Annotated in this window: 22 protein-coding genes and 1 tRNA gene; 18 read left to right on the top strand and 5 right to left on the bottom strand. The window is 55.4% G+C overall.

Annotation, left to right across the window (positions count from 1 at the left end; genetic code table 11):
• Positions 1-7: 7 nt before the first annotated feature.
• From OSH04_RS09655 to OSH04_RS09645, 3 genes are all read left to right on the top strand, one after another.
• Positions 8-658, top strand: coding sequence for an RNA polymerase sigma factor (locus OSH04_RS09655; RefSeq protein ID WP_128831698.1), 651 nt, complete (start codon positions 8-10; stop codon positions 656-658).
• Between the two features lie 108 nt (positions 659-766).
• Positions 767-1009: a helix-turn-helix domain-containing protein gene (locus tag OSH04_RS09650; RefSeq protein ID WP_080655514.1), complete on the top strand. Its 243-nt coding sequence runs from the start codon at positions 767-769 to the stop codon at positions 1007-1009.
• A 2-nt stretch (positions 1010-1011) separates the two neighbouring features.
• Positions 1012-2361: a type II toxin-antitoxin system HipA family toxin gene (locus tag OSH04_RS09645; protein WP_203145408.1), complete on the top strand. Its 1350-nt coding sequence runs from the start codon at positions 1012-1014 to the stop codon at positions 2359-2361.
• A 172-nt stretch (positions 2362-2533) separates the two neighbouring features.
• On the opposite strand, the gene OSH04_RS09640 is transcribed toward OSH04_RS09645, so the two are convergent.
• Positions 2534-2609 (bottom strand) — tRNA-Phe (locus OSH04_RS09640).
• A 295-nt stretch (positions 2610-2904) separates the two neighbouring features.
• Here OSH04_RS09640 and hemA point away from each other — a divergent pair.
• The 5 genes from hemA to OSH04_RS09615 all read left to right on the top strand — a co-directional run bounded on the left by hemA (position 2905) and on the right by OSH04_RS09615 (position 7152).
• A complete protein-coding gene (gene hemA / locus OSH04_RS09635) occupies positions 2905-4179 on the top strand; it encodes a glutamyl-tRNA reductase (protein ID WP_021447198.1) in 1275 nt (424 codons plus the stop codon).
• Positions 4180-4277: 98 nt separating this feature from the next.
• Positions 4278-5357: a peptide chain release factor 1 gene (prfA, locus tag OSH04_RS09630; protein ID WP_009464100.1), complete on the top strand. Its 1080-nt coding sequence runs from the start codon at positions 4278-4280 to the stop codon at positions 5355-5357.
• A gap of 2 nt (positions 5358-5359) precedes the next feature.
• Complete coding sequence (gene prmC, locus OSH04_RS09625) at positions 5360-6226, top strand: peptide chain release factor N(5)-glutamine methyltransferase (protein ID WP_083054779.1); 867 nt, start codon at positions 5360-5362, stop codon at positions 6224-6226.
• Positions 6227-6247: 21 nt separating this feature from the next.
• Positions 6248-6574 carry a Grx4 family monothiol glutaredoxin gene (gene grxD, locus OSH04_RS09620; RefSeq protein ID WP_003804985.1) on the top strand — a complete coding sequence of 109 codons (327 nt, stop codon included), beginning with the start codon at positions 6248-6250 and terminating at the stop codon, positions 6572-6574.
• Complete coding sequence (locus OSH04_RS09615) at positions 6571-7152, top strand: UbiX family flavin prenyltransferase (protein ID WP_080748002.1); 582 nt, start codon at positions 6571-6573, stop codon at positions 7150-7152. The genes grxD and OSH04_RS09615 overlap by 4 nt, the downstream gene beginning before the upstream one ends.
• Positions 7153-7306: 154 nt before the next feature.
• Here OSH04_RS09615 and ttcA read toward each other — a convergent pair whose 3' ends face one another.
• The 3 genes from ttcA to OSH04_RS09600 are packed head-to-tail and all read right to left on the bottom strand — an operon-like array spanning position 7307 to position 10606.
• Complete coding sequence (gene ttcA / locus OSH04_RS09610; RefSeq protein ID WP_266108342.1) at positions 7307-8362, bottom strand: tRNA 2-thiocytidine(32) synthetase TtcA; 1056 nt, start codon at positions 8360-8362, stop codon at positions 7307-7309.
• Positions 8363-8419: 57 nt separating this feature from the next.
• Positions 8420-8779, bottom strand: a complete 360-nt coding sequence (gene folB / locus OSH04_RS09605) for a dihydroneopterin aldolase (protein WP_026483715.1) — start codon at positions 8777-8779, stop codon at positions 8420-8422.
• A 51-nt stretch (positions 8780-8830) separates the two neighbouring features.
• Positions 8831-10606: a M61 family metallopeptidase gene (locus tag OSH04_RS09600; protein WP_266108341.1), complete on the bottom strand. Its 1776-nt coding sequence runs from the start codon at positions 10604-10606 to the stop codon at positions 8831-8833.
• Positions 10607-10640: 34 nt separating this feature from the next.
• Between OSH04_RS09600 and OSH04_RS09595 the strand changes: the two genes are divergently transcribed.
• From OSH04_RS09595 to OSH04_RS09550, 10 genes are all read left to right on the top strand, one after another.
• Complete coding sequence (locus tag OSH04_RS09595) at positions 10641-11417, top strand: enoyl-CoA hydratase (RefSeq protein WP_060185379.1); 777 nt, start codon at positions 10641-10643, stop codon at positions 11415-11417.
• 282 nt (positions 11418-11699) lie between these two features.
• Positions 11700-12185 (top strand): ATP synthase subunit I, encoded by a 486-nt coding sequence (locus tag OSH04_RS09590; RefSeq protein ID WP_226349147.1) that lies wholly within the window; start codon positions 11700-11702, stop codon positions 12183-12185.
• Positions 12186-12241: 56 nt separating this feature from the next.
• Positions 12242-13123: a F0F1 ATP synthase subunit A gene (gene atpB / locus OSH04_RS09585; RefSeq protein WP_035270224.1), complete on the top strand. Its 882-nt coding sequence runs from the start codon at positions 12242-12244 to the stop codon at positions 13121-13123.
• Between the two features lie 104 nt (positions 13124-13227).
• Positions 13228-13470, top strand: a complete 243-nt coding sequence (gene atpE, locus OSH04_RS09580; protein WP_009464117.1) for a F0F1 ATP synthase subunit C — start codon at positions 13228-13230, stop codon at positions 13468-13470.
• A gap of 154 nt (positions 13471-13624) precedes the next feature.
• Complete coding sequence (locus OSH04_RS09575) at positions 13625-14095, top strand: F0F1 ATP synthase subunit B (RefSeq protein WP_009464119.1); 471 nt, start codon at positions 13625-13627, stop codon at positions 14093-14095.
• A gap of 14 nt (positions 14096-14109) precedes the next feature.
• The gene (locus OSH04_RS09570) at positions 14110-14649 is read left to right on the top strand and encodes a F0F1 ATP synthase subunit delta (RefSeq protein ID WP_003805005.1); all 540 of its coding nucleotides are present in this window, start codon (positions 14110-14112) and stop codon (positions 14647-14649) included.
• Positions 14650-14684: 35 nt separating this feature from the next.
• Positions 14685-16226: a F0F1 ATP synthase subunit alpha gene (gene atpA / locus OSH04_RS09565; protein ID WP_003805007.1), complete on the top strand. Its 1542-nt coding sequence runs from the start codon at positions 14685-14687 to the stop codon at positions 16224-16226.
• A gap of 94 nt (positions 16227-16320) precedes the next feature.
• Entirely contained in the window at positions 16321-17229 is a 909-nt protein-coding gene (atpG, locus tag OSH04_RS09560) for a F0F1 ATP synthase subunit gamma (RefSeq protein WP_035270228.1), read from the top strand.
• A gap of 44 nt (positions 17230-17273) precedes the next feature.
• Entirely contained in the window at positions 17274-18695 is a 1422-nt protein-coding gene (gene atpD / locus OSH04_RS09555; protein ID WP_035270229.1) for a F0F1 ATP synthase subunit beta, read from the top strand.
• Positions 18696-18707: 12 nt separating this feature from the next.
• Positions 18708-19130 (top strand): F0F1 ATP synthase subunit epsilon, encoded by a 423-nt coding sequence (locus OSH04_RS09550; protein ID WP_009464130.1) that lies wholly within the window; start codon positions 18708-18710, stop codon positions 19128-19130.
• Positions 19131-19402: 272 nt separating this feature from the next.
• Here OSH04_RS09550 and rfbD read toward each other — a convergent pair whose 3' ends face one another.
• Positions 19403-20329, bottom strand: coding sequence for a dTDP-4-dehydrorhamnose reductase (rfbD, locus tag OSH04_RS09545; RefSeq protein WP_266108339.1), 927 nt, complete (start codon positions 20327-20329; stop codon positions 19403-19405).
• Between the last annotated feature and the right edge of the window lie 3 nt (positions 20330-20332).

Below are 20332 nucleotides of genomic sequence, written 5' to 3'. Positions count from 1 at the left end.
TCTGATCATGCTGTCCACTTGCCTGCCCTTGCCTACACGCAAGCGTAATGAAGAGTGTGTGACGCCGCAGTATTCACTGTGCTTGTATCTGAAGGTGCACTACGAAGAGCTGCTGCGTCAATTGACCATCCGCCTGCGCTGCCGCGACCGCGCAGCGGATGCCTTGCACGACACCTGGCTGCGTCTGCATGGCAGCCGGGAGATCGGGCCCGTTGCCAACCCGCGCTTGTATTTGCTGCGTATGGCCAGCAATCTGGCGATCGATGAATGGCGTGCCGAGTCCGGCAGAGGGACGCTGGTGCCCCTGGAGGAACTGGAAGAGCATCAGCAGATTTCCCCCATGCCGGGGCCAGAGTCCAGCCTGATCGGCCGATCTTTGCTGTCCGTCCTGATCTACGCCATCGAGCTGCTGCCCCGCCAACGCCGCGCCATCTTTCTGGCGGCCCGGCTGGAAGAACAGAGCCTGAGTGTGGTGGCCGAACGATTCGGCGTCACCACCAGCAAAGCACGCAACGAACTGCGCCGGGCAGAGGCGCATTGCGAACAGGCGTTGCTAGGCAATTGGACAGAACTGCGGCAGGGGCGAAATTCCTGTCTGAAACCACCACCGACCATGACGGCCGGGTTTGGCTGGATGGCGGAGCCGGTGGGGTTTTGAGGCTTTTATCGCTAATATCGATAATTTAATTTTATCGATATTGTCGATATTTGTTGTTTATCGAGATAATCGATATACTCAAATTATCGACATTAGCGATAAATAGATATGTACATACTTTCTACTAGTGATCAGCTTGGTTATCAGCTTGTTGCTCGACGCAAGGCTTTAGGTCTGACGCAGCAGGAAGTCGCATCTCGTTTGGGGATCAGCCAAAATCGTTTGTCCGAACTGGAAAGTCAGCCGAGCCAGTTAACCGTTGAGCGATTGTTAGCCTTGACTGGTATTTTGGGGCTGGAGCTAGCCGTACAACAGCGCTCTCAAGCCCCTTTAAGTACAAGTGAATGGTAGCCATGGCGCACCGTTCACAGCAACGCCTATTGGGTTTATGGGCGAATGGCCTTCGGGTAGGGACTTGGCAAGTAGCCGCCAATGGCGAGGATAGACTGACTTACGACCCTGTTTGGCTCGTATCATCACAAGGGCGTCCCTTATCGCTTTCTTTGCCGTTCACTATTGATAACGCGCCTTTGCGTGGTCCTCAAGTACGAAATTATTTTGACAACCTGCTACCAGACAGTGATGTAATCCGCCGTCGCCTGCAGACACGATTCAGAACATCCAGCACAGATGCTTTTGATTTGCTAACGGCTATCGGGCGTGATTGTGTTGGAGCTATTCAGCTGCTTCCCGAAGGTGAGGAGCCCGATGATGTCTTTGATATTCAGGCTTGTCCTTTAAACGAGGCTGAAATCGCTAACGCTTTGAGGGCGGCTACTGCTGCACCGTTGGTCTTGGGGCAACAGCAAGCGTCTGATGAAGACTTCAGAATATCTTTGGCAGGAGCCCAGGAAAAAACAGCCTTTTTATGGCATCACGGACAATGGTGTCGACCTGTTGGATCTACTCCGACAACGCATATCTTCAAACTACCATTGGGCTTGGTGGGGGGCCGCCAAGCGGATATGCGCAGTTCTGTAGAAAATGAATGGCTGTGTGCACAGATTTTGCGCGCCTTTGATTTACCTGTCGCTAACTGCGAGATGGCCAGTTTTGAAGAGCAAAAGGTATTGATCGTTGAGCGTTTTGACCGGAAGTTGGCTGTACAGTCTTATTGGCTGAGGCTGCCACAGGAGGACTTTTGTCAGGCAACAGGCAAGTCTCCTGATGCTAAATACGAGGCCGATGGCGGGCCGGGCGTTGTTGATATCGCGCGTATTTTGCAGCTGTCTGAAGCGAGGGAGCAGGACTTGCGTACTTTGCTGACAGCACAATTAGTGTTTTGGATGTTGGCAGCGACTGATGGGCATGCGAAGAATTTTTCGATTTTTCTATTGCCTGGTGGCCGTTACCGCTTGACGCCTTTGTACGATGTTTTGTCGGCTTGGCCAGTCACGGGTACTGGACCGAACAAGTTGGATGTGAATCGTCTCAAGCTGGCCATGGCCGTTCGCGGGAAAAATACCCACTACCGATTGCGTGATATTCAGCGCCGGCATTTCAACCACATGGCCCGACTGTGCGGGTGGGGAGAGAGCATGGAGGGCCTGATCAAGGATTGCTTAGGACGAGTCCCGCACGTGTTGGAGGTGGTCGCCCAGCAGCTGCCTGCTGAGTTTCCTATGGAAGTGTTTGAGGCAATTGAACTGGGAATGCGTGAGTCCGCCAAGCGCTTGGAGGCGATGCCAGCGACACTGCTGTAGGCAAAGCATGCTGTCTGATGATCGATAGACGAGGTGTCCGAGGCAGGTAGGGCAGATTTCCATACTGAAATGAAAATGCTTTCACGTCGTGTGTATGGGCTAGAGTCTGCGCATCTGGCAAGTAGAAAAACAAAAAGCCCAGTCAGATGACTGGGCTTTTTGCTTGAATTCTTGGTGGCCTGGGGCGGAATCGAACCACCGACACAAGGATTTTCAATCCTCTGCTCTACCGACTGAGCTACCAGGCCAACGTGTACTGCTCGGTAAAAATAGAACTATACCACGTTTTTTAATTTGTGCGCATAGTACAACAAAAAATTTATGCATCTTTTCGACTTCAAATTTGCCGTACCCCTAGGGAGACGCCCTTTTCAGCAAAAAGAGGGCTGCATAAAGGAGTGCAATTGTAATCACAAAAAGGCAATTCAAGTAACATTTTTGGCAAAACTGCGGCTTGCGGCGTAAAATCACTTAAATTTCATGCGTTTTGCCTTTGCAAAATTGCCAGTCTTGGTCTTTTCAGGGCTATAGCCTGTACTGCTCATGTCTGTAGATGTTCTAACCTTCGGTCTGAATCATGTGTCCGCGCCCGTTGCCGTGCGCGAGCGCGTTGCGTTTCCGATCGATGTGTTAAAGCCTGCGCTTGATACCTTGCGTGCCACGTTCGGCACCGGTGTCCGTGAAGCAGCCATTCTGTCTACCTGTAATCGTACCGAGATCTACTGTGCGGCCGAGCCCCATGTGGCTGAGCGTCTGCCCGAATGGATGGCAGACTTCAACAGTCTGCGCTCTGCCGAGCTGACCCCCCATCTGTACCGCTACAACCAGAACGAGGCCGTGCGCCATGCATTCCGTGTTGCCAGCGGTCTGGACTCCATGGTCTTGGGCGAGCCCCAGATTCTGGGTCAGATGAAAGATGCCGTGCGTGCCGCCAATGAAGCTGGCTCGCTGGGCACCTTGTTGCATCAATTGTTCCAGCGCACCTTCTCGGTGGCCAAGGAAGTCCGTACGCAAACGGCTATTGGCGCCCATTCGGTGTCCATGGCGGCAGCTGCTGTCCGTTTGGCCGAGCGTGTGTTTGGTGATTTGAGCCAGGCCAAGGTGCTGTTTATTGGCGCGGGCGAAATGATCGAGCTGTGCGCCACGCACTTTGCGGCAGTGAACCCCTGTAGCATCGTGGTCGCTAACCGTACTCAGGAACGGGCTGAAAGCCTGGCCTCGCGTTTCATGGCCAGCACCATGAAGCTGGCGGATGTGCCGGATCGTCTGGCAGATTTTGATGTGGTGGTGTCCTGTACGGCCAGTACCTTGCCCATTCTGGGTCTGGGTATGGTGGAGCGAGCCGTACGTTCGCGTCGTCACCGTCCTGTGGTCATGGTTGATCTGGCCGTGCCACGCGATATTGAAACCGAAGTAGGTCGCCTGGACGACGTGTACCTGTATACCGTCGATGATCTGGGCCGCTTTGTACAACGGGGTGCCGATGCCCGTCAGGCCGCTGTGGTGCAGGCTGAAGCCATTATTGACACCCAGGTGCAGCATTACATGCACTGGCTGAGCACCCGTGCGATTGTGCCGGCCATTCTGGATGTGCAGCAGTCGGTCGAAAAAGTACGTCAACACGAGCTGGAGCGTGCGCGCCGCATGTTGGCCCGTGGCGATGATCCAGCAGAAGTCATTGAAATGCTGGCGCATGGCCTGACTCAAAAGTACATGCACGGCCCGATGGCTGAATTGACGCGCAGTGAAGGTTCCGAGCGCGAGCAATTGTTGAATTTGCTGCCTCGTCTGTTGCCCTCGACCACCCGTCGACGTTAGCGTTTGGGCTGTTGTCTGTTCACCGACTCTCCTGCGGTGCAGCCCGATAGCTTTTAACTGCGCCCAGACCCTCTGATTTTCCCTTTAGGCTGTTCCCTATGAAAGACTCTATGCGCAGTCGGCTTGAGCAATTGGCTCGCCGTCTGCATGAAGTTGATGCCATGCTTGCCGAGCCTGAAATTGCCAGCAATATGGACGAGTTTCGCAAACTGTCGCGCGAACGTTCCGAGCTGGACCCTGTTGTAGCAGCCTTCAAAAGCTATGAGGCTGCCGAAGGCGATCTGCAAGCGGCCCAGGACATGATGTCCGACCCTGAATTGAAGGAAATGGGCGAGGAAGAATACAAGTTGGGCAAGGAACGTATCGCTCAACTGGAAGATGAATTGCAAATCCTGCTCCTGCCGCGCGACCCGGACGACACCCGTAACGTGTTCATTGAAATCCGCGCCGGTGCAGGTGGGGACGAAAGCGCCTTGTTTGCCGGGGATTTGTTGCGCATGTACATGCGCTATGCCGAAAACTGCGGCTGGCGTACGGAGATCATGTCTGCCAGCGATTCGGAAGTGGGTGGTTACAAGGAAGTGATCGTCCGAATTGAAGGCCAGGATGTGTACGGGCGTCTGAAGTTCGAGTCCGGTGCGCACCGTGTGCAGCGTGTGCCTGAGACTGAAGCCCAGGGCCGCATCCATACCTCTACGTGTACCGTGGCCGTGTTGCCCGAAGCCGAAGGCCTGGCTGAAATCACCATTAACCCCGCTGACTTGCGTGTGGACACCTTCCGCGCCAGTGGTGCCGGGGGTCAGCACGTGAACAAGACGGACTCAGCTGTCCGTTTGACTCACTTGCCTACAGGTTTGGTGGTGGAGTGTCAGGACGACCGTTCCCAACACCGCAACCGTGAAAAAGCCTTGCAGGTGCTGGCCGCGCGTCTGAAAGACAAGCAGCAGCGTGAGCAATCTGACAAAGAAGCCGCTGAGCGTAAAAGCCTGGTCGGTACGGGAGACCGCTCCGAGCGCATCCGTACCTACAACTTCCCGCAAGGCCGCATGACGGATCACCGTATCAATCTGACCTTGTACAAGCTGGGCTACATCATGGACGGCGATCTGGACGAGCTGATCAAGGCCTTGCTGTCCGAGCATCAGGCCGGTTTGCTGGCTGATCTGGCGCAGGCGTGAGCATGAACCTATCCGGTGAGCAGGCCGTGTCCTCAATGGCCACGCCTGCCGATTCTCCCCGTACCTTGCGAGCCTTGCAGCCGCTAAGTCCCTTGCCGCGCCTGGAGCGCGACATGCTGTGGATGCAGGTGCTGGGCGTCGGTCGTTCCTGGTTGATTGCGCACGATACGGACGAGTTGCCGCTGGACAAGATCCAAGCCTATCAAGCACTGGAAGCCCGCCGTGTGGCAGGCGAGCCCATGGCGTATATCGTGGGTGTGCGGGAATTCATGGGCCACGAGTTTCTGGTGTCGCCCTCGGTGCTGATTCCTCGCCCGGATACCGAAACCCTGGTTGAGCGTGCCTTGGAGCGTGTGCAGCACATCCAGTCTCCCCGCATTCTGGACATGGGCTGTGGCAGTGGTGCCATTGCGGTTTCTCTGGCACTGGCACGTCCCGATGCCCATGTGGTCGCCAGTGATATCAGCACGCTGGTATTGGCGCAGGCGGGCTTAAATGCTCAGCGTTTGTGTGGGAAAGTCGAGTTTTGCCTGGGGAGTTGGTACGATGCCGTGGCAGGCCAGGAACCTTTTGACCTGATCGTGTCCAACCCTCCATACATTGCAGTGGATGATGAACATCTGGCGCAGGGCGATGTGCGGTTCGAGCCGCGTCAGGCACTGACAGATGGCTCTGACGGCTTGACGGATTTGCGTACAATAGTTCAGGGAGCCGGGCCGTATCTGCGTCCTGGTGCTAGTCTTCTCATGGAGCACGGCTGGGATCAGGCCGACCATGTGCAAAATATGCTGCGGCAGGCAGGGTTCAAACAGGTCATCAGTTATGAAGATCTGGCAGGAATCCGGCGGGTCACAGGTGGACAGTGTTAATTCTTTTCTTAAGAGAACATCATGAGTGAAGTTCAAGATTTCATCCGCGAAACCGTAACGGAAAACCCCGTTGTGCTGTTTATGAAGGGCACAGCTCAAGCTCCTCAGTGTGGTTTCTCCGCACGCACCGTGCAGATTCTGCGCGCTGTTGGCCTGAGCCAGGTGGTTGTGGTCAACGTGCTGGACGACGCCGAAGTGCGTCAGGGCATCAAGGACTTCTCCAACTGGCCCACCATCCCCCAGCTGTACATCAAGGGCGAATTCGTCGGCGGTTCGGACATCGTGTCTGAAATGTACGAAAACGGCGAACTGGAAACCATGCTGCGCGAGGCTGGGGCTCTGGAGTGAGCACCAAGCGACGCCTGGTCATAGGTATGACCGGGGCCACCGGGGCGGTCTACACCGTGCGCCTGCTGCAAGTGCTGCAGTCCTGTCCGGATGTGGAAACCCATTTGGTGATCTCGCCCTCCGGGGTGCTGAACATCAAATATGAGCTGGATATCGGCAGGCACGAGATTCAGGCTCTGGCCGATCAGGTGCACAGCTTCCGCGATGTGGGTGCAACCTTGGCCAGTGGCAGTTTTCCTACGGCGGGCATGGTGATTGTGCCGTGCTCGATGCGTACCCTGGCCGCCGTGGCGCATGGTTTGTCTGACAACCTGATTACCCGGGCTGCCGACGTTACCTTGAAAGAGCGTCGTCGTTTGGTGATGATGGTGCGCGAAACGCCATTCAATCTGGCGCATTTGCGTAATATGACGGCCGTAACGGAAATGGGCGGGATCATCTTCCCGCCTATGCCCGCGTTTTACCTGCGACCCAAAAGCATCGATGATATTGTCGATCACACGGTGATGCGGGTGCTGGAATTGTTCGATATTCAGGTGCCCGGTGAACGCTGGGATGGTTCGCAAAAACCGAGCTAAGGTCTGATAGCCGTTCAGCGCGTCCAAAAAAGCCCCGATATAAATCTCCAAAACCTGGACTTCATTCCAGATGCTGTTGATTTATATCGGGGCTTTTTATTGCCTGTATGTTGCGTGCCTCTCGGCTAGCGTCAGGCTAAGCCGCGTGTCATGTTTATTGGCCGGAACGACGCTTGCTCATGAACACAATCTGCTGTTCACCAGAAGCGGCAGGCTGAGCAGGTGTGAAGGCATCCTGACGCACGCCCGGAGTAGCGTCGTCGTTATCTTCCTCAAAGCCTGCGGCCAGCAAGCTCTCGGGCAGGTGATCGTCAAAATAATCCTGATCAAAGCCTTTATCGCCTTCCGGATCGGCCTGGCCTGTGACCTTCAAGTCTGCAAAGTTATGCAGCTTGGGGTCCATCAAGTGCGAAGGCACCACGCGAGTCAGGGCGCCAAACACGTTCCAGGAACGGTGCGGGAATTTCTTGTCCCATTCCGCAATCATGCGGTTGATCTCCTGGCGCTTCAGGTTTTCCTGCGAACCGCACAAATTACAGGGGATGATGGGGAATTCTTTGAGCTTGGCGTAGGCGATCAGGTCCTTCTCGGGCACATAGGCCAGAGGGCGGATCACGATGTGCTCGCCATTGTCCGACATCAGCTTGGGCGGCATGCCCTTCAGGCGGCCACCGTAAAACAGGTTTAGGAAGAAGGTAGCCAGAATGTCATCACGATGATGGCCCAGGGCGATCTTGGTGGCACCCAGTTCCTTGGCGACACGGTACAAGATGCCGCGACGCAAACGCGAGCACAGCGAGCACATGGTCTTGCCTTCGGCAATCACGCGCGTCACCACCGAGTACGTGTCCTGAGTTTCTATGTGATAGGGCACGCCCAGCTTTTCCAGATACTCGGGCAGGATGTGGTCAGGGAAACCGGGCTGTTTCTGGTCCAGGTTCACGGCCACGATGTCGAACTTGATCGGAGCGCGCTTTTGCAAAGTCATCAGCACGTCCAGCAAGCCGTAGGAATCCTTGCCGCCAGACAGGCAGACCATGATCTTGTCGCCTTCCTCGATCATGTTGAAGTCACCGATGGCGCGGCCCACCTCACGCATGATGCGTTTGCTCAGCTTGTTGTCATTGACGCGCTGCTTGCGTTCAGCCTTGCTGGCAAACACGGGAGTCTCGGTTTCGGAAGGAGGGAGGGTGCTGGTGTCTTGGGACATAAGGAAAAGCGGAAATAAGTGTCGTCGTAGCCCCGGCCAGAGGCGGGGCAGGGGGCTTTAGCGGCTGCGTTCAATCTCGATGCCGACGGCATCACAGTCGGCAAAGGCCTCGGGTTTGCTGGCGCGGATTTTAACGCGTTCCACGGTCGGGAAATCATTCTGGATGCGATCAGCCAGGCGCTCTACCAGTGTTTCCAGCAGATTGGTGTGTTCCGTGGTGCTGACGTCGATCAGTGCCTCGCGTAGCTGACGGTAGTCCAACACGGTCCCGATGTCCTCGTCCTGAACGTCCTGCGTAATGGTGGTGTCGAATTCGGCATCAATATGCAGGGGCTGGCGGTGAACCAGTTCGTGGTCCAGCATGCCGATAGAGGCTTGCACCACCAGATTGTTGATGAATATACGGCGTGTAGTCATGGCAAAAACAAAGTAGCAGGCCCGCCATGGTTGGCGGGCCTGGAAAGAAGATCAGGACTGGCGGCTCAGGACGCATTCGTCCAGAGCAGGGCGCGCCAGTTGTAGCGTGAAGCAGTGTAGTTCATCGCGGCGGAAGGCGTGAACTTGTACGGTCTGGCCGGGTTCATAGGCAGCCAGCAGGCGCTCCAGACTGGCGGTGTCACTGACACGCAAGCCGTCAATAGCGACCAGGGCATCACCGGCAGACAGCCCGGCTTGATGCGCTGCACCATCAGTAAATACCGTGGCCAGTTGGCATTGGCCTGCGCTTTGGCGCAAGCGGGCGTTCAGACTGGGCAGCTTGGAGGAGGCTTGCCATTCCAGCTTCAGGCCTTGTTCGGCCAGCCAGGGCTTCAGGGGCAGGTCCTCGCAGCCTTCCACATAGCGGGCAATGAAGTCGGTAGCGTCATAGCCAGTTGCCTCCAGAATCAGCACTGGCATGGCGTCCTCAGGGATGCCGTGTGGCTTGCCTTGATAGAACTCGCGCCCATAGCGTTCCCACATCAAGAGCATCACATCGTCCAGACTCTTGGCTTGCTGGGTATGGCTGCGAATGCACAGGTCCAGGCCCAGGGCGATCAGTGCGCCCTTGCTGTAATAGCTGACCAGTGCGTTGGGGGAGTTCTCGTCCTGCTTGTAATAGCGCGTCCAGGCGTCAAAAGAGCTTTGTGCGGCGGACTGCTTGAAGCGCCCGGGGCCACGCTCAACGGCATTGATGTTCTTGGCCAGCAGCTTCAGGTAGTCGGCTTCGCTCAGCACGCCCGAGCGCAGCAGCATCAAATCGTCGTAGTACGAGGTGAAGCCTTCAAACACCCATAGCAAGCGGGTGTGGTTTTCACGGCTCAGGTCATAGGGTGCGAAGACGGCGGGCTTGATGCGTTTGACGTTCCAGGTATGGAAGTACTCATGGCTGACCAGGCCCAAAAAGGTCTGGTAGCCTGCGCTTTTCACCGATTTGTCCTGGCCCTGGGTAGGCAGGTCTCGACGCGAAGCCATCAGGGCGGTCGAGGCGCGATGCTCCAGTCCGCCGTAACCGTCATCGGTCACCATGGTCATGAACACGTAGCGCGAGCTGCAATCCAGGAAGGGCGCGCGACGGGTTTCAGGTTCAAAAAAGGCGATTTGCTCGGCACAGATTTTCTCTACGTCACGGGCAATGCGGGGCAGGTCCAGGTTCGGGATGACGCCAGTAAAGACCAGTTCGTGTTCAGCGCCGTGGGCAAAGAAGCTGATGACCTGGGGAGTACCCATCTCAATGGGGTGGTCGATCAACTCATCGTAATTGCTGGCGCGGTACAGGCCAAAACCATAGCGCTCTGCCGCGCCTGGCATGCCGGTGGCCTCGGGCAGGCTGGTGTAAACCTGCCAATCTTCCATGTCCTCGTTGGACATCAGTTCCAGCAGGCACGGCTGTTCAGTCTGGCCCTCAACGGCCAGCAGGGCGCTGGTGCCATTAAAGAAAGCATGGGTCTGATCAATATGCGCGCCTCGTACGGACAGGTCCCAGGCATAGACCTGGTACTGAATGCTCAAGGGGCCCTCGCAGGGTTCGCACTGCCAGCGATGGTTGTCCAGCTTGCGGATGGAAACCGGCTTTTCGCCGGAGAAGGCGGCTATGCTTTCGATCTGACGCGAGAAGTCGCGGATCAGGTAGCTGCCAGGGATCCAGGCCGGAAGGCTCAAGATCTGGCCATCTGTTTGGGGGGAAGTGATCTGTATCTGGACAGTCAGGCGGTGGCCGGCGAGATCTGTCGGCTCGGCACGGTAAAGTACGGGTGTAGGTTCCATTCCCCTATTCTATTTAATTTTTCTGGGAGTCAGCATGAACGAACCCTTAGTCAAAGCAGAGGTGCATGGTCGTGTTGCTTTATTGACATTAAATCGGCCCAAGGCTTTGAATGCGCTCAATAACGAGCTGATCGCCGAGTTGTATGCCCTGTTAAAGAAATACGATGCCGACAACGAAATCGGTTGTATCGTGCTGACCGGTAATGAAAAAGCCTTTGCCGCCGGCGCCGATATCGGCGCCATGAAAGACTGGAATTACCACGATGTCAGCTCCCAGGACTATCTGGGTGGCCAGTGGGAAGAACTGCGCCGTTTCCGCAAGCCCATCATTGCCGCCGTCGCTGGCTATGCCTTGGGCGGTGGCTGCGAACTGGCCATGTTGTGTGACTTCATCATTGCCGCTGACTCCGCTCGTTTTGGTCAGCCAGAAATCAAGCTGGGCGTGATTCCCGGTTTTGGTGGTACGCAGCGTCTGCCCCGTGCCGTGGGCAAGGCCAAGGCCATGGATCTGATCCTGACTTCGCGCATGATGAATGCCGAAGAGGCCGAGCGCTCCGGTCTGGTGTCGCGTGTGGTGCCTGCCGACAAGCTGATTGAAGAGGCGCTGGAAGCCGCAACGGTTATTTCCAGCATGTCCTTGCCCTCGGTCCTGATGGCCAAAGAGTGTGTGAACCGTGCTTTTGAATCGTCACTGGAAGAAGGGTTACTGTTCGAGCGTCGTAACTTCCATGGCTTGTTTGCCACTGACGATCAGAAGGAAGGCATGCGTGCTTTTGTCGAGAAGCGCAAGCCCGAGTTCAAGCACCGCTAAGTTTCTCAATCGCTGATAAAACAAGGGGTGTGTTGTAAAATTGCTGCACTGCAATGTTACAAAATAAGCTTACCCCTTGATGCCATTGAGATTGCGTAAATCAGCCTTGCATTAAGTATCAAACAAGCAAGGCTGAATTTGCTTACAACAAAAAAAAGACGCTATACTTTATGGGTTTGACGACACCGGCTTTTGAAAGGGGCCGATAATATTGCGCGGATGGATTGGCCAAGGCCTTTGCAGTACATCCACCCACACAACGTTATCTGATTGTTTCCTACTATGAATCAGCCGATTTATCAGCAGACAGGCACCACAGCCACGGTGCAGGCAGCAGGGGACAAGCCACCATTTCCGGAACCCGTAGTACTTACGCCCGAGCAACGTAGCCGCATGGCTCGCCGGGCAGGGCAAGGAATTGTGCGCACACTTGTTGCCCAGGCTTTTATGGGTCTGGTGGCAATTGGCCTGTCGGCATGGATTTCCGGCGCATATGCAGCAGCCTCAGCACTGATTGGTGCGGCTGCTTATTTTGTGCCTAACGCATTGTTCGCATTGCGTCTTTTGCTGGGTTTGATGGGCGGCGGCAACGCCGGAGCGCTTTCCTTCTTCTGGGGGGAGGCATTCAAACTCGGTTTTGCGGTATTGACACTGGCAACGGCTGCCATGGCAAACACGGGCTGGTTAGTTTGGCCTGCCTTGCTCTTTGGCCTGCTGTGTGTCTTGAAGGGATATGTGCTGCTGCTGTTTTTCCGCAAGCTGCCATAACGAATTTTTGTTTCACGGGCTCGTCCCATAACGTATACATCACAGGGTAAATACAGATGGCTGCTGCTAGTGATATTTCGCCTCAGTCAGGGTACATCCAGCATCACTTGGTTCACTTGAACAACTTGGGTGAAAAACAGGATGTTCTGGCCAACTTCGGTGTCATTAACTACGACTCCATGTTCTGGTCCCTGCTGATGGGTCTGGTTGTGGTTTTCTTTCTGTGGCGCGCCGCTTCGGCCGCAACAGCCGGCGTACCAGGCCGCTTGCAGTCTTTTGTAGAAATGCTGGTCGATTGGGTTGAAGACCAGGCCAAATCCATTGTTCCTAACGCTGAGTCCCGGAAATTTGTCTCGCCCCTGGCGCTGACCGTGTTCCTGTGGATCATCATGATGAACGTGCTGGACTTGCTGCCCGTTGATGGTCTGGGCTGGATCTTCATCCAGACCGGTCTGGCCGCTGAACATGGCGACCCTCTGTACTACCACCGTATTTTGCCAACCGCTGACTTGAACGTGCCTATGGGCATGTCCATGGGCGTGCTGCTGCTGATGTTCTACTACGGCATCAAGATCAAGCACCCCGGCGGCTTCGTCAAAGAGCTGTTTACTGCACCGTTCACTGCCACAGGCCTGATGGCCGTTGTGCTGGCACCTTTCAACTTCTTGCTGAACTGCATCGAATACGCGGCCAAGTCCGTGTCCTTGGGCATGCGGTTGTTCGGCAATATGTTTGCCGGTGAACTGGTTTTCATGTTGATCGCTCTGCTGGGTGGCGCATGGACAGGGTTTAATGGCGCCAGCCTGGGACTGGGTATCGGTCACATTCTGGCCGGTTCTGTGTGGGCAATCTTCCACATTCTGATTGTGTTGCTCCAGGCGTTCATCTTCATGATGCTCACCCTTGTCTATATTGGACAAGCACACGAAGGCCATTAATCCGATTCCGACTGGACAATGGTGTCTGGTTGGGGGGAGCAGGCCTGGCCTGCTAACGCTTTGATTTTTTTGAATTACACCTGATTTTTAACCAAGGAGTTGTCATGACCAACGTAGCTCTCGTTGCTCTTGCTTGCGGTATCATCATCGGTCTGGGCGCTTTTGGCGCTTGCATTGGTATCGCCCTGATGGGTGGTAAATATCTGGAAGCATCGGCTCGTCAGCCTGAACTGATGAACGCTCTGCAAACCAAGATGTTCCTGTTGGCCGGTCTGATCGATGCTGCTTTCCTGATCGGTGTCGGTATCGCCATGTTGTTTGCATTCGCCAACCCATTCGTTGGGTAATAAGGCGAGTCCGTTGCCGCTTTTGGCAGACGGGCAGGCAGTCGTCGTTAGCGGTGTGTTGCTCGGTTTGATCATGCACCGCTTGTCGACTTGAACATACATGTGTCAGGACGCATACCGCTTCCTACACACGTGGTATTGAAGGGATACGACCGTGAATTTAAACGCGACTCTCTTTTTTCAGATGATCGTGTTTTTCGTTTTGGCCTGGTTTACGATGAAATTCGTATGGCCGCCACTGACGAAAGCAATCGATGATCGTCGTCAGAAAATCGCTGATGGTTTGGCTGCTGCCGATAAAGGCAAGGCCGATCTGGCACAGGCCCAAGCGCGTATCAGCCTGATGGATGCTTCGGCCAAGTCCGAAAACCATCAACGCATTGTCGACGCTGAAAAACAAGCGACTGCTCTTTTGGAGCAAGCTCGTCGTGAAGCCGAAGCCGAAAAAGCCCGCATTATTGCGCAGGCCCAGCAAGACGCTAACCAGGAAGTGCAACGTGTACGTGAAGGTCTGCGTAGCGAAGTGGCTGCCTTGGCCGTCAAGGGTGCCGAGCAAATCTTGCGACGCGAAGTTGACGCTAATGCGCACGCCCAGCTGCTCGAGCAGCTCAAGGCAGAACTTTAACATCAAGGCAGGCCATGGCTGAACTATCGACTATTGCCAGACCTTACGCCGAAGCCCTGTTCGCCGCCGTGCGCGACGACAGCCAGGGTCTCGAATCGTGGTCGGCCCTGTTGTCCGAAATGGCTCAGGTGGCCGGTCTCCACGATGTGCGCGAGGCACTGAACGATCCGCGCCTGAATAACGGGCAGCGACTCGAACTCTTTACGGGCCTGGTTAAGTCACAGGTCACCGAAAAGGCTCGCAACTTTCTTCAATTGTTGGTGGATAACCAGCGCATCTTGCTGTTGCCACAAATTGCAGAACAGTTTGATCTATTGAAACACCAACTCGAAGGCACGGCGCAGGCACAGATTATCAGTGCTTTCCCGATGGCTGAGGCTCAGGTTGCTGAGCTGACCGCTGGGCTGGAGAAAAAGTTTGGCCTGAAGCTAAAACCGACTGTGACCGTCGACGCTGACCTTATCGGCGGTATTCGGGTGATTGTTGGTGACCAGGTGCTCGACACTTCCGTGCAGGCCCGGCTGGCCAGCATGCGCGATACGCTGACCGCATAGCGCGAGTCAGTAAACAGGATTTCAGGAGTCTGAACATGCAACTTAATCCGTCCGAGATCAGCGAACTGCTCAAGAGCCGCATCGAAGGCCTGGGTGCGTCGACTGACGTTCGTACACAAGGCACGGTCGTATCCGTGACCGACGGTATTACGCGCATCCACGGTTTGTCCGATGTGATGCAGGGCGAAATGCTCGAATTTCCGAACAACACGTTCGGTCTGGCCCTTAACCTCGAGCGCGACTCTGTCGGCGCCGTGATTCTGGGTGAATACACCGGTGTTTCCGAAGGCGACGCAGTTAAAACAACTGGCCGCATTCTGGAAGTACCCGTTGGCCCCGAACTGCTGGGTCGTGTGGTTGATACTCTGGGTATGCCTATCGACGGCAAGGGCCCGATCAACGCCAAGATGACTGACGTCATCGAGAAAGTGGCTCCTGGCGTTATCGCCCGTGAGTCCGTCTCCCAGCCCATGCAGACCGGCACGAAAGCCGTGGATTCCATGGTGCCAATCGGTCGTGGTCAGCGCGAACTGATCATTGGTGACCGTCAGACCGGCAAGACTGCCGTGGCTGTGGACACCATCATTGCTCAAAAGGGCAATGGCGTTAAATGTATCTACGTTGCCGTGGGCCAAAAAGCTTCCACGATCAACAACGTGGTGCGCAAGCTCGAAGAGCACGGTGCTCTGGAGTACACGATTGTTGTGGCCGCCTCGGCTTCCGAGTCCGCTGCCATGCAATACCTGGCTCCTTACTCCGGTTGCACCATGGGTGAATACTTCCGTGATCGTGGCGAAGACGCCCTGATCATTTATGACGACTTGACCAAGCAAGCTTGGGCCTACCGTCAAGTATCCCTGTTGCTGCGTCGCCCACCAGGCCGTGAAGCCTACCCCGGTGACGTGTTCTACCTGCACTCCCGTCTGCTCGAGCGCGCTGCTCGTGTGAACGCCGAGTACGTAGAAAAATTCACTAACGGTGAAGTGAAGGGCAAGACCGGTTCGTTGACCGCACTGCCTATCATTGAAACGCAAGCCGGTGACGTTTCCGCTTTCGTTCCAACCAACGTGATTTCGATTACTGACGGTCAGATCTTCCTGGAGTCCGACCTGTTCAACGCTGGTGTTCGTCCCGCTATTAACGCCGGTATTTCGGTGTCCCGCGTGGGTGGCGCTGCTCAAACCAAGGTCATCAAGAAACTGTCCGGCGGTATTCGTACCGACTTGGCTCAGTACCGTGAATTGGCTGCGTTTGCTCAGTTCGCTTCCGACCTGGATGACGCAACCCGTCGCCAGCTGGAACGTGGTAAGCGCGTGGTCGAACTGCTCAAGCAGCCCCAGTACCAGCCTCTGGCTGTGTGGGAACTGGCCGTGAGCCTGTACGCTGTGAACAACGGTTACTTCGACGATCTGGAAGTCGCTCAGGTTCTGCCTTTCGAGAAAGGCCTGAAAGATCACCTGCGCAGCAAGTTCGCTGCCCTGGTTGAGCGTATCGAAAGCAAGAAGGAACTGGTTAAAGAAGACGAGGCTGAGTTGGTTACAGCCATCCAGGACTTCAAAAAGCACGGCGCTTTCTAATCATTGTTGGCAGGCGCCGGAAACCCCGGCGTCATGATTAGCGGGAGTCGACAGCCTAGTCTGGCTCCCGATAATGCCCTTACAGGAAAGTGTGATGGCCGGAATCAAGGAAATTCGTACTAAGATCAAGAGCGTGCAAAACACGTCCAAGATCACCAAAGCCATGGAGATGGTGGCGGCATCCAAGATGCGCAAGGCGCAAGAGCGGATGCGTGCTGGTCGTCCCTATGCAGACAAGGTGCGCGAGATTGCTTCGCATCTGATGCAGGCGCACCCCGACTACACTCACCCCTACATGGTTGAGCCTGCCGAAGTCAAATCGGTAGGTATCGTGGTTGTCAGCACGGACAAAGGTCTGTGTGGCGGCCTGAACACCAATATTCTGCGTCTGGTACTTGCGCGTGTTCGCGAGTTTGAGGACAAGGGTATTAAGGTTCAGACAACGGCTCTGGGTGGTAAAGCTGCTGGAACATTGGCGCGTGTTGGTGCCAATCTGGTTTCTCAGGAAGTGGGCTTGGGCGACGCGCCTAACCTGGAACGTCTGATTGGCGCTATCAAAGTGCAGATCGACGACTTCGTGGAAGGCCGCATTGATGCTGTTTATCTGGCGACCAGCCGCTTTGTCAATACGATGAAGCAGGACCCAACATTTATTCGCTTGCTGCCTCTGCCTTCCGGTCTGAAAGATCCTTTCCAGGCTGGTGATCAGGTAGTCGCTCAAGAAAGCGCTAACTCTTCCGAATACGGTTGGGATTACATCTACGAACCCGATGCCAAGTCGGTTATTGACGACTTGTTGCTGCGTTACGTAGAGGGTCTGGTGTATCAGGCCGTTGCCGAGAACATGGCCTCTGAGCAGTCTGCCCGTATGGTGGCCATGAAAGCCGCTTCGGACAACGCCAAGACCGTTATCGGTGATCTTCAGCTGGTCTATAACAAGACCCGCCAGGCAGCGATTACGAAAGAAATCTCTGAAATCGTGGGGGGTGCCGCTGCTGTGTAATCACGGCAAGGCACACCATCAAAGTTATATTGCAAGGACTCAACATGAGCAACGGTACCATCGTTCAGTGCATCGGCGCCGTGGTGGATATTCAGTTCCCCCGCGACAGCATCCCTAAAGTCTACGAAGCATTGACGCTCGTTGACGAAAGTTCGGCTTTCGCAGAAAAAGGCCTGACTTTTGAAGTACAGCAACAATTGGGTGACGGTGTAGTTCGCACCATCGCCATGGGTTCCAGCGACGGCCTGCGCCGCGGTATGGAAGTGGCCGGTTCGGGCGCTCCTATCTCCGTGCCAGTCGGTGTTGGTACTCTGGGCCGCATTATGGACGTTCTGGGTCGCCCCATTGACGAAGTCGGTCCTATCCAGTCCGACGAGCGTCGCGCCATTCACCAGGCTGCTCCTACTTTCGACGAACTGTCGCCTTCCGTAGAGCTGCTGGAAACCGGTATTAAAGTGATTGACCTGGTTTGCCCGTTCGCCAAGGGTGGTAAGGTTGGTCTGTTCGGTGGTGCCGGTGTGGGCAAGACCGTGAACATGCTGGAGCTGATCAACAACATCGCCAAGGCACACAGCGGTCTGTCCGTGTTTGCCGGTGTGGGTGAGCGTACCCGTGAAGGTAACGACTTCTACCACGAAATGGCCGATGCTGGCGTTATCCAGATGGACAACCTGAGCGAATCCAAAGTGGCCATGGTGTTCGGTCAGATGAACGAACCTCCAGGCAACCGTCTGCGTGTGGCACTGTCCGGCCTGACCATGGCCGAGAAGTTCCGTGACGAAGGCCGTGACATCCTGTTCTTTGTGGACAACATCTACCGCTACACGCTGGCCGGTACCGAAGTGTCCGCTTTGCTGGGTCGTATGCCTTCCGCAGTGGGTTACCAGCCTACGCTGGCCGAGGAAATGGGTAAGCTGCAAGAGCGCATTACCTCCACCAAGACCGGTTCGATTACGTCCATCCAGGCCGTTTACGTTCCAGCCGATGACTTGACTGACCCATCGCCTGCTACGACCTTCTTGCACTTGGACTCCACCGTTGTGTTGTCGCGTGACATTGCTGCTCTGGGTATTTACCCCGCTGTGGACCCTCTGGACTCCACCAGCCGTCAGCTGGATCCACAAATTGTGGGCGAAGAGCACTACGCAGTGGCTCGCGGTGTTCAGCAAACGCTGCAGCGCTACAAGGAATTGCGTGACATTATCGCGATTCTGGGTATGGACGAGCTGTCTCCAGAAGACAAGCAGGCTGTTGCCCGCGCTCGTAAGATCCAGCGCTTCCTGTCTCAGCCTTTCCACGTGGCAGAAGTGTTTACCGGCTCGCCTGGTAAGTACGTTCCACTGGCTGAAACCCTGCGCGGCTTCAAGATGATCGTCGACGGCGAGTGTGATGCACTGCCAGAACAGGCGTTCTACATGGTCGGTTCGATCGACGAGGCTTTCGAAAAAGCCAAGACTATTCAGTAATAAGGATTACTCATGGCTAAGCTTCATGTTGACGTGGTTAGTGCTGAAGAATCGATCTTTGCTGGTGAAGCAAAGTTCGTGGCACTGCCCGGCGAGGCTGGGGAGCTGGGTATTTTGCCCGGTCACACTCCACTGATCTCGCGGATTCGTCCCGGCACGCTGAAGATCGTTATGGACGATGGCAGCGAAGAGCATATCTTTGTCGCTGGCGGCATACTCGAGGTTCAGCCTGGGAAAGTCACTGTATTGTCGGATACCGCGATTCGCGCACAAGACCTGGATGAAGCAAAGGCGCTGGAAGCCCGCAAGCATGCGGAAGAAGCCCTGCGTAACACCAAGGACAAGGCCGATATTGCTGTTGTGGAAGCCGAGCTGGCCATGCTGGCCGCTCAAGCTGCCGCAGCACGTCGCTTGAGCAACGCGCGCAAGCACTAAGCTCAAGTCGGTAGCATCCGTGAAAAAGCCACCCTTAGGGGTGGCTTTTTTGCGTTTGGCTTTTCAAGGAAATGCAGGGGGGGAACACGGCTGTTGCGTGTGACGGCTACTTCAGGGTAAGGACGATAATCCTGCTAGAAGTAGAAAGAAGGGGGCAGAAGGGGCGGGGCATCGTGCTAGCGGCCATAGCTTGTGCAGAAGAGTGGGCCGATGCCGTATTAATGTGAGTTGAATGGCTCAGGAGTACTCCCCAAGCGTGAGGAGGATCAGCCTTAGCGAGTGCTTTTAAGCGATAGCAGGCTTTTCTCTACACCCTGACGCCAGTCTCGCTCCTTATTTTGCGGGCCTAATAAAGAATCAAGCCTGGTTTGCAGTAGGCGCGATTGTGCTGGTCGCTTTGCAGGTGTGGGGTAGTGGCTGGTGGGGATAGGTGTCAGGCTGGGGGCTTGAGCCAATAATCCCAGTTTGACCGCCTGGCTGAAGATCTCCTGGGCAAACTCATACCAGCTGACATTAGGTTGCCCTGCGAAATGGTAGATGCCTGAAGGCGGCCGATGCTTGTCTGGGTTCTGCTTGGACTCAAATAGTTTTTCTGCCAGCGCCAATAGCACTTGGGCAATATGCGGTGCGTAGCTTGGGCCACCAATCTGATCAGCCACAATGCGTAACTCAGAGCGTTCCTGTCCCAAGCGAAGCATGGTTTTCAGAAAGTTAGTGCCAAATTGGCTGAACACCCAGCTTGTGCGCAGAATGATGGCAGAGGGTAGGGCGGCCAGGACTGCCTGTTCTCCCTCCTGCTTGCTTTGCCCGTAAATGCCAAGTGGATTGGTAGGGGCGTCTTCGGAGTAAGGCTGTGTCGATGAGCCGTCAAAGACATAGTCTGTCGAGACCTGCAGCATGCTTATGCCTCGCTCTGCACATGCCAGTGCGAGCAGGCCAGGGGCTGTGCAGTTGATTAGCCGTGCAGCCTGAGGTTCTGACTCGGCTTTGTCGACTGCCGTATAGGCTGCAGCATTGATCACGATATCAGGACGATACTGATCCAGAGCCTGGGTAATGGACTTTGCTTGTGTGATATCCAGATCGGCACGGCCAAGCAGGATTAGGCTGGCGTCAATCTTTGTACTTTTATCGAGCCAGGCAAAAGACTGGCCTAATTGACCGTGGGCTCCAGTAATCAGGAAGGATGGGAGTGACATGGA

This window comes from Alcaligenes nematophilus (assembly GCF_026344155.1).
GTDB classification, from domain to species: domain Bacteria; phylum Pseudomonadota; class Gammaproteobacteria; order Burkholderiales; family Burkholderiaceae_B; genus Alcaligenes; species Alcaligenes phenolicus.
This window is presented reverse-complemented; position numbering and strand designations above follow the sequence as displayed.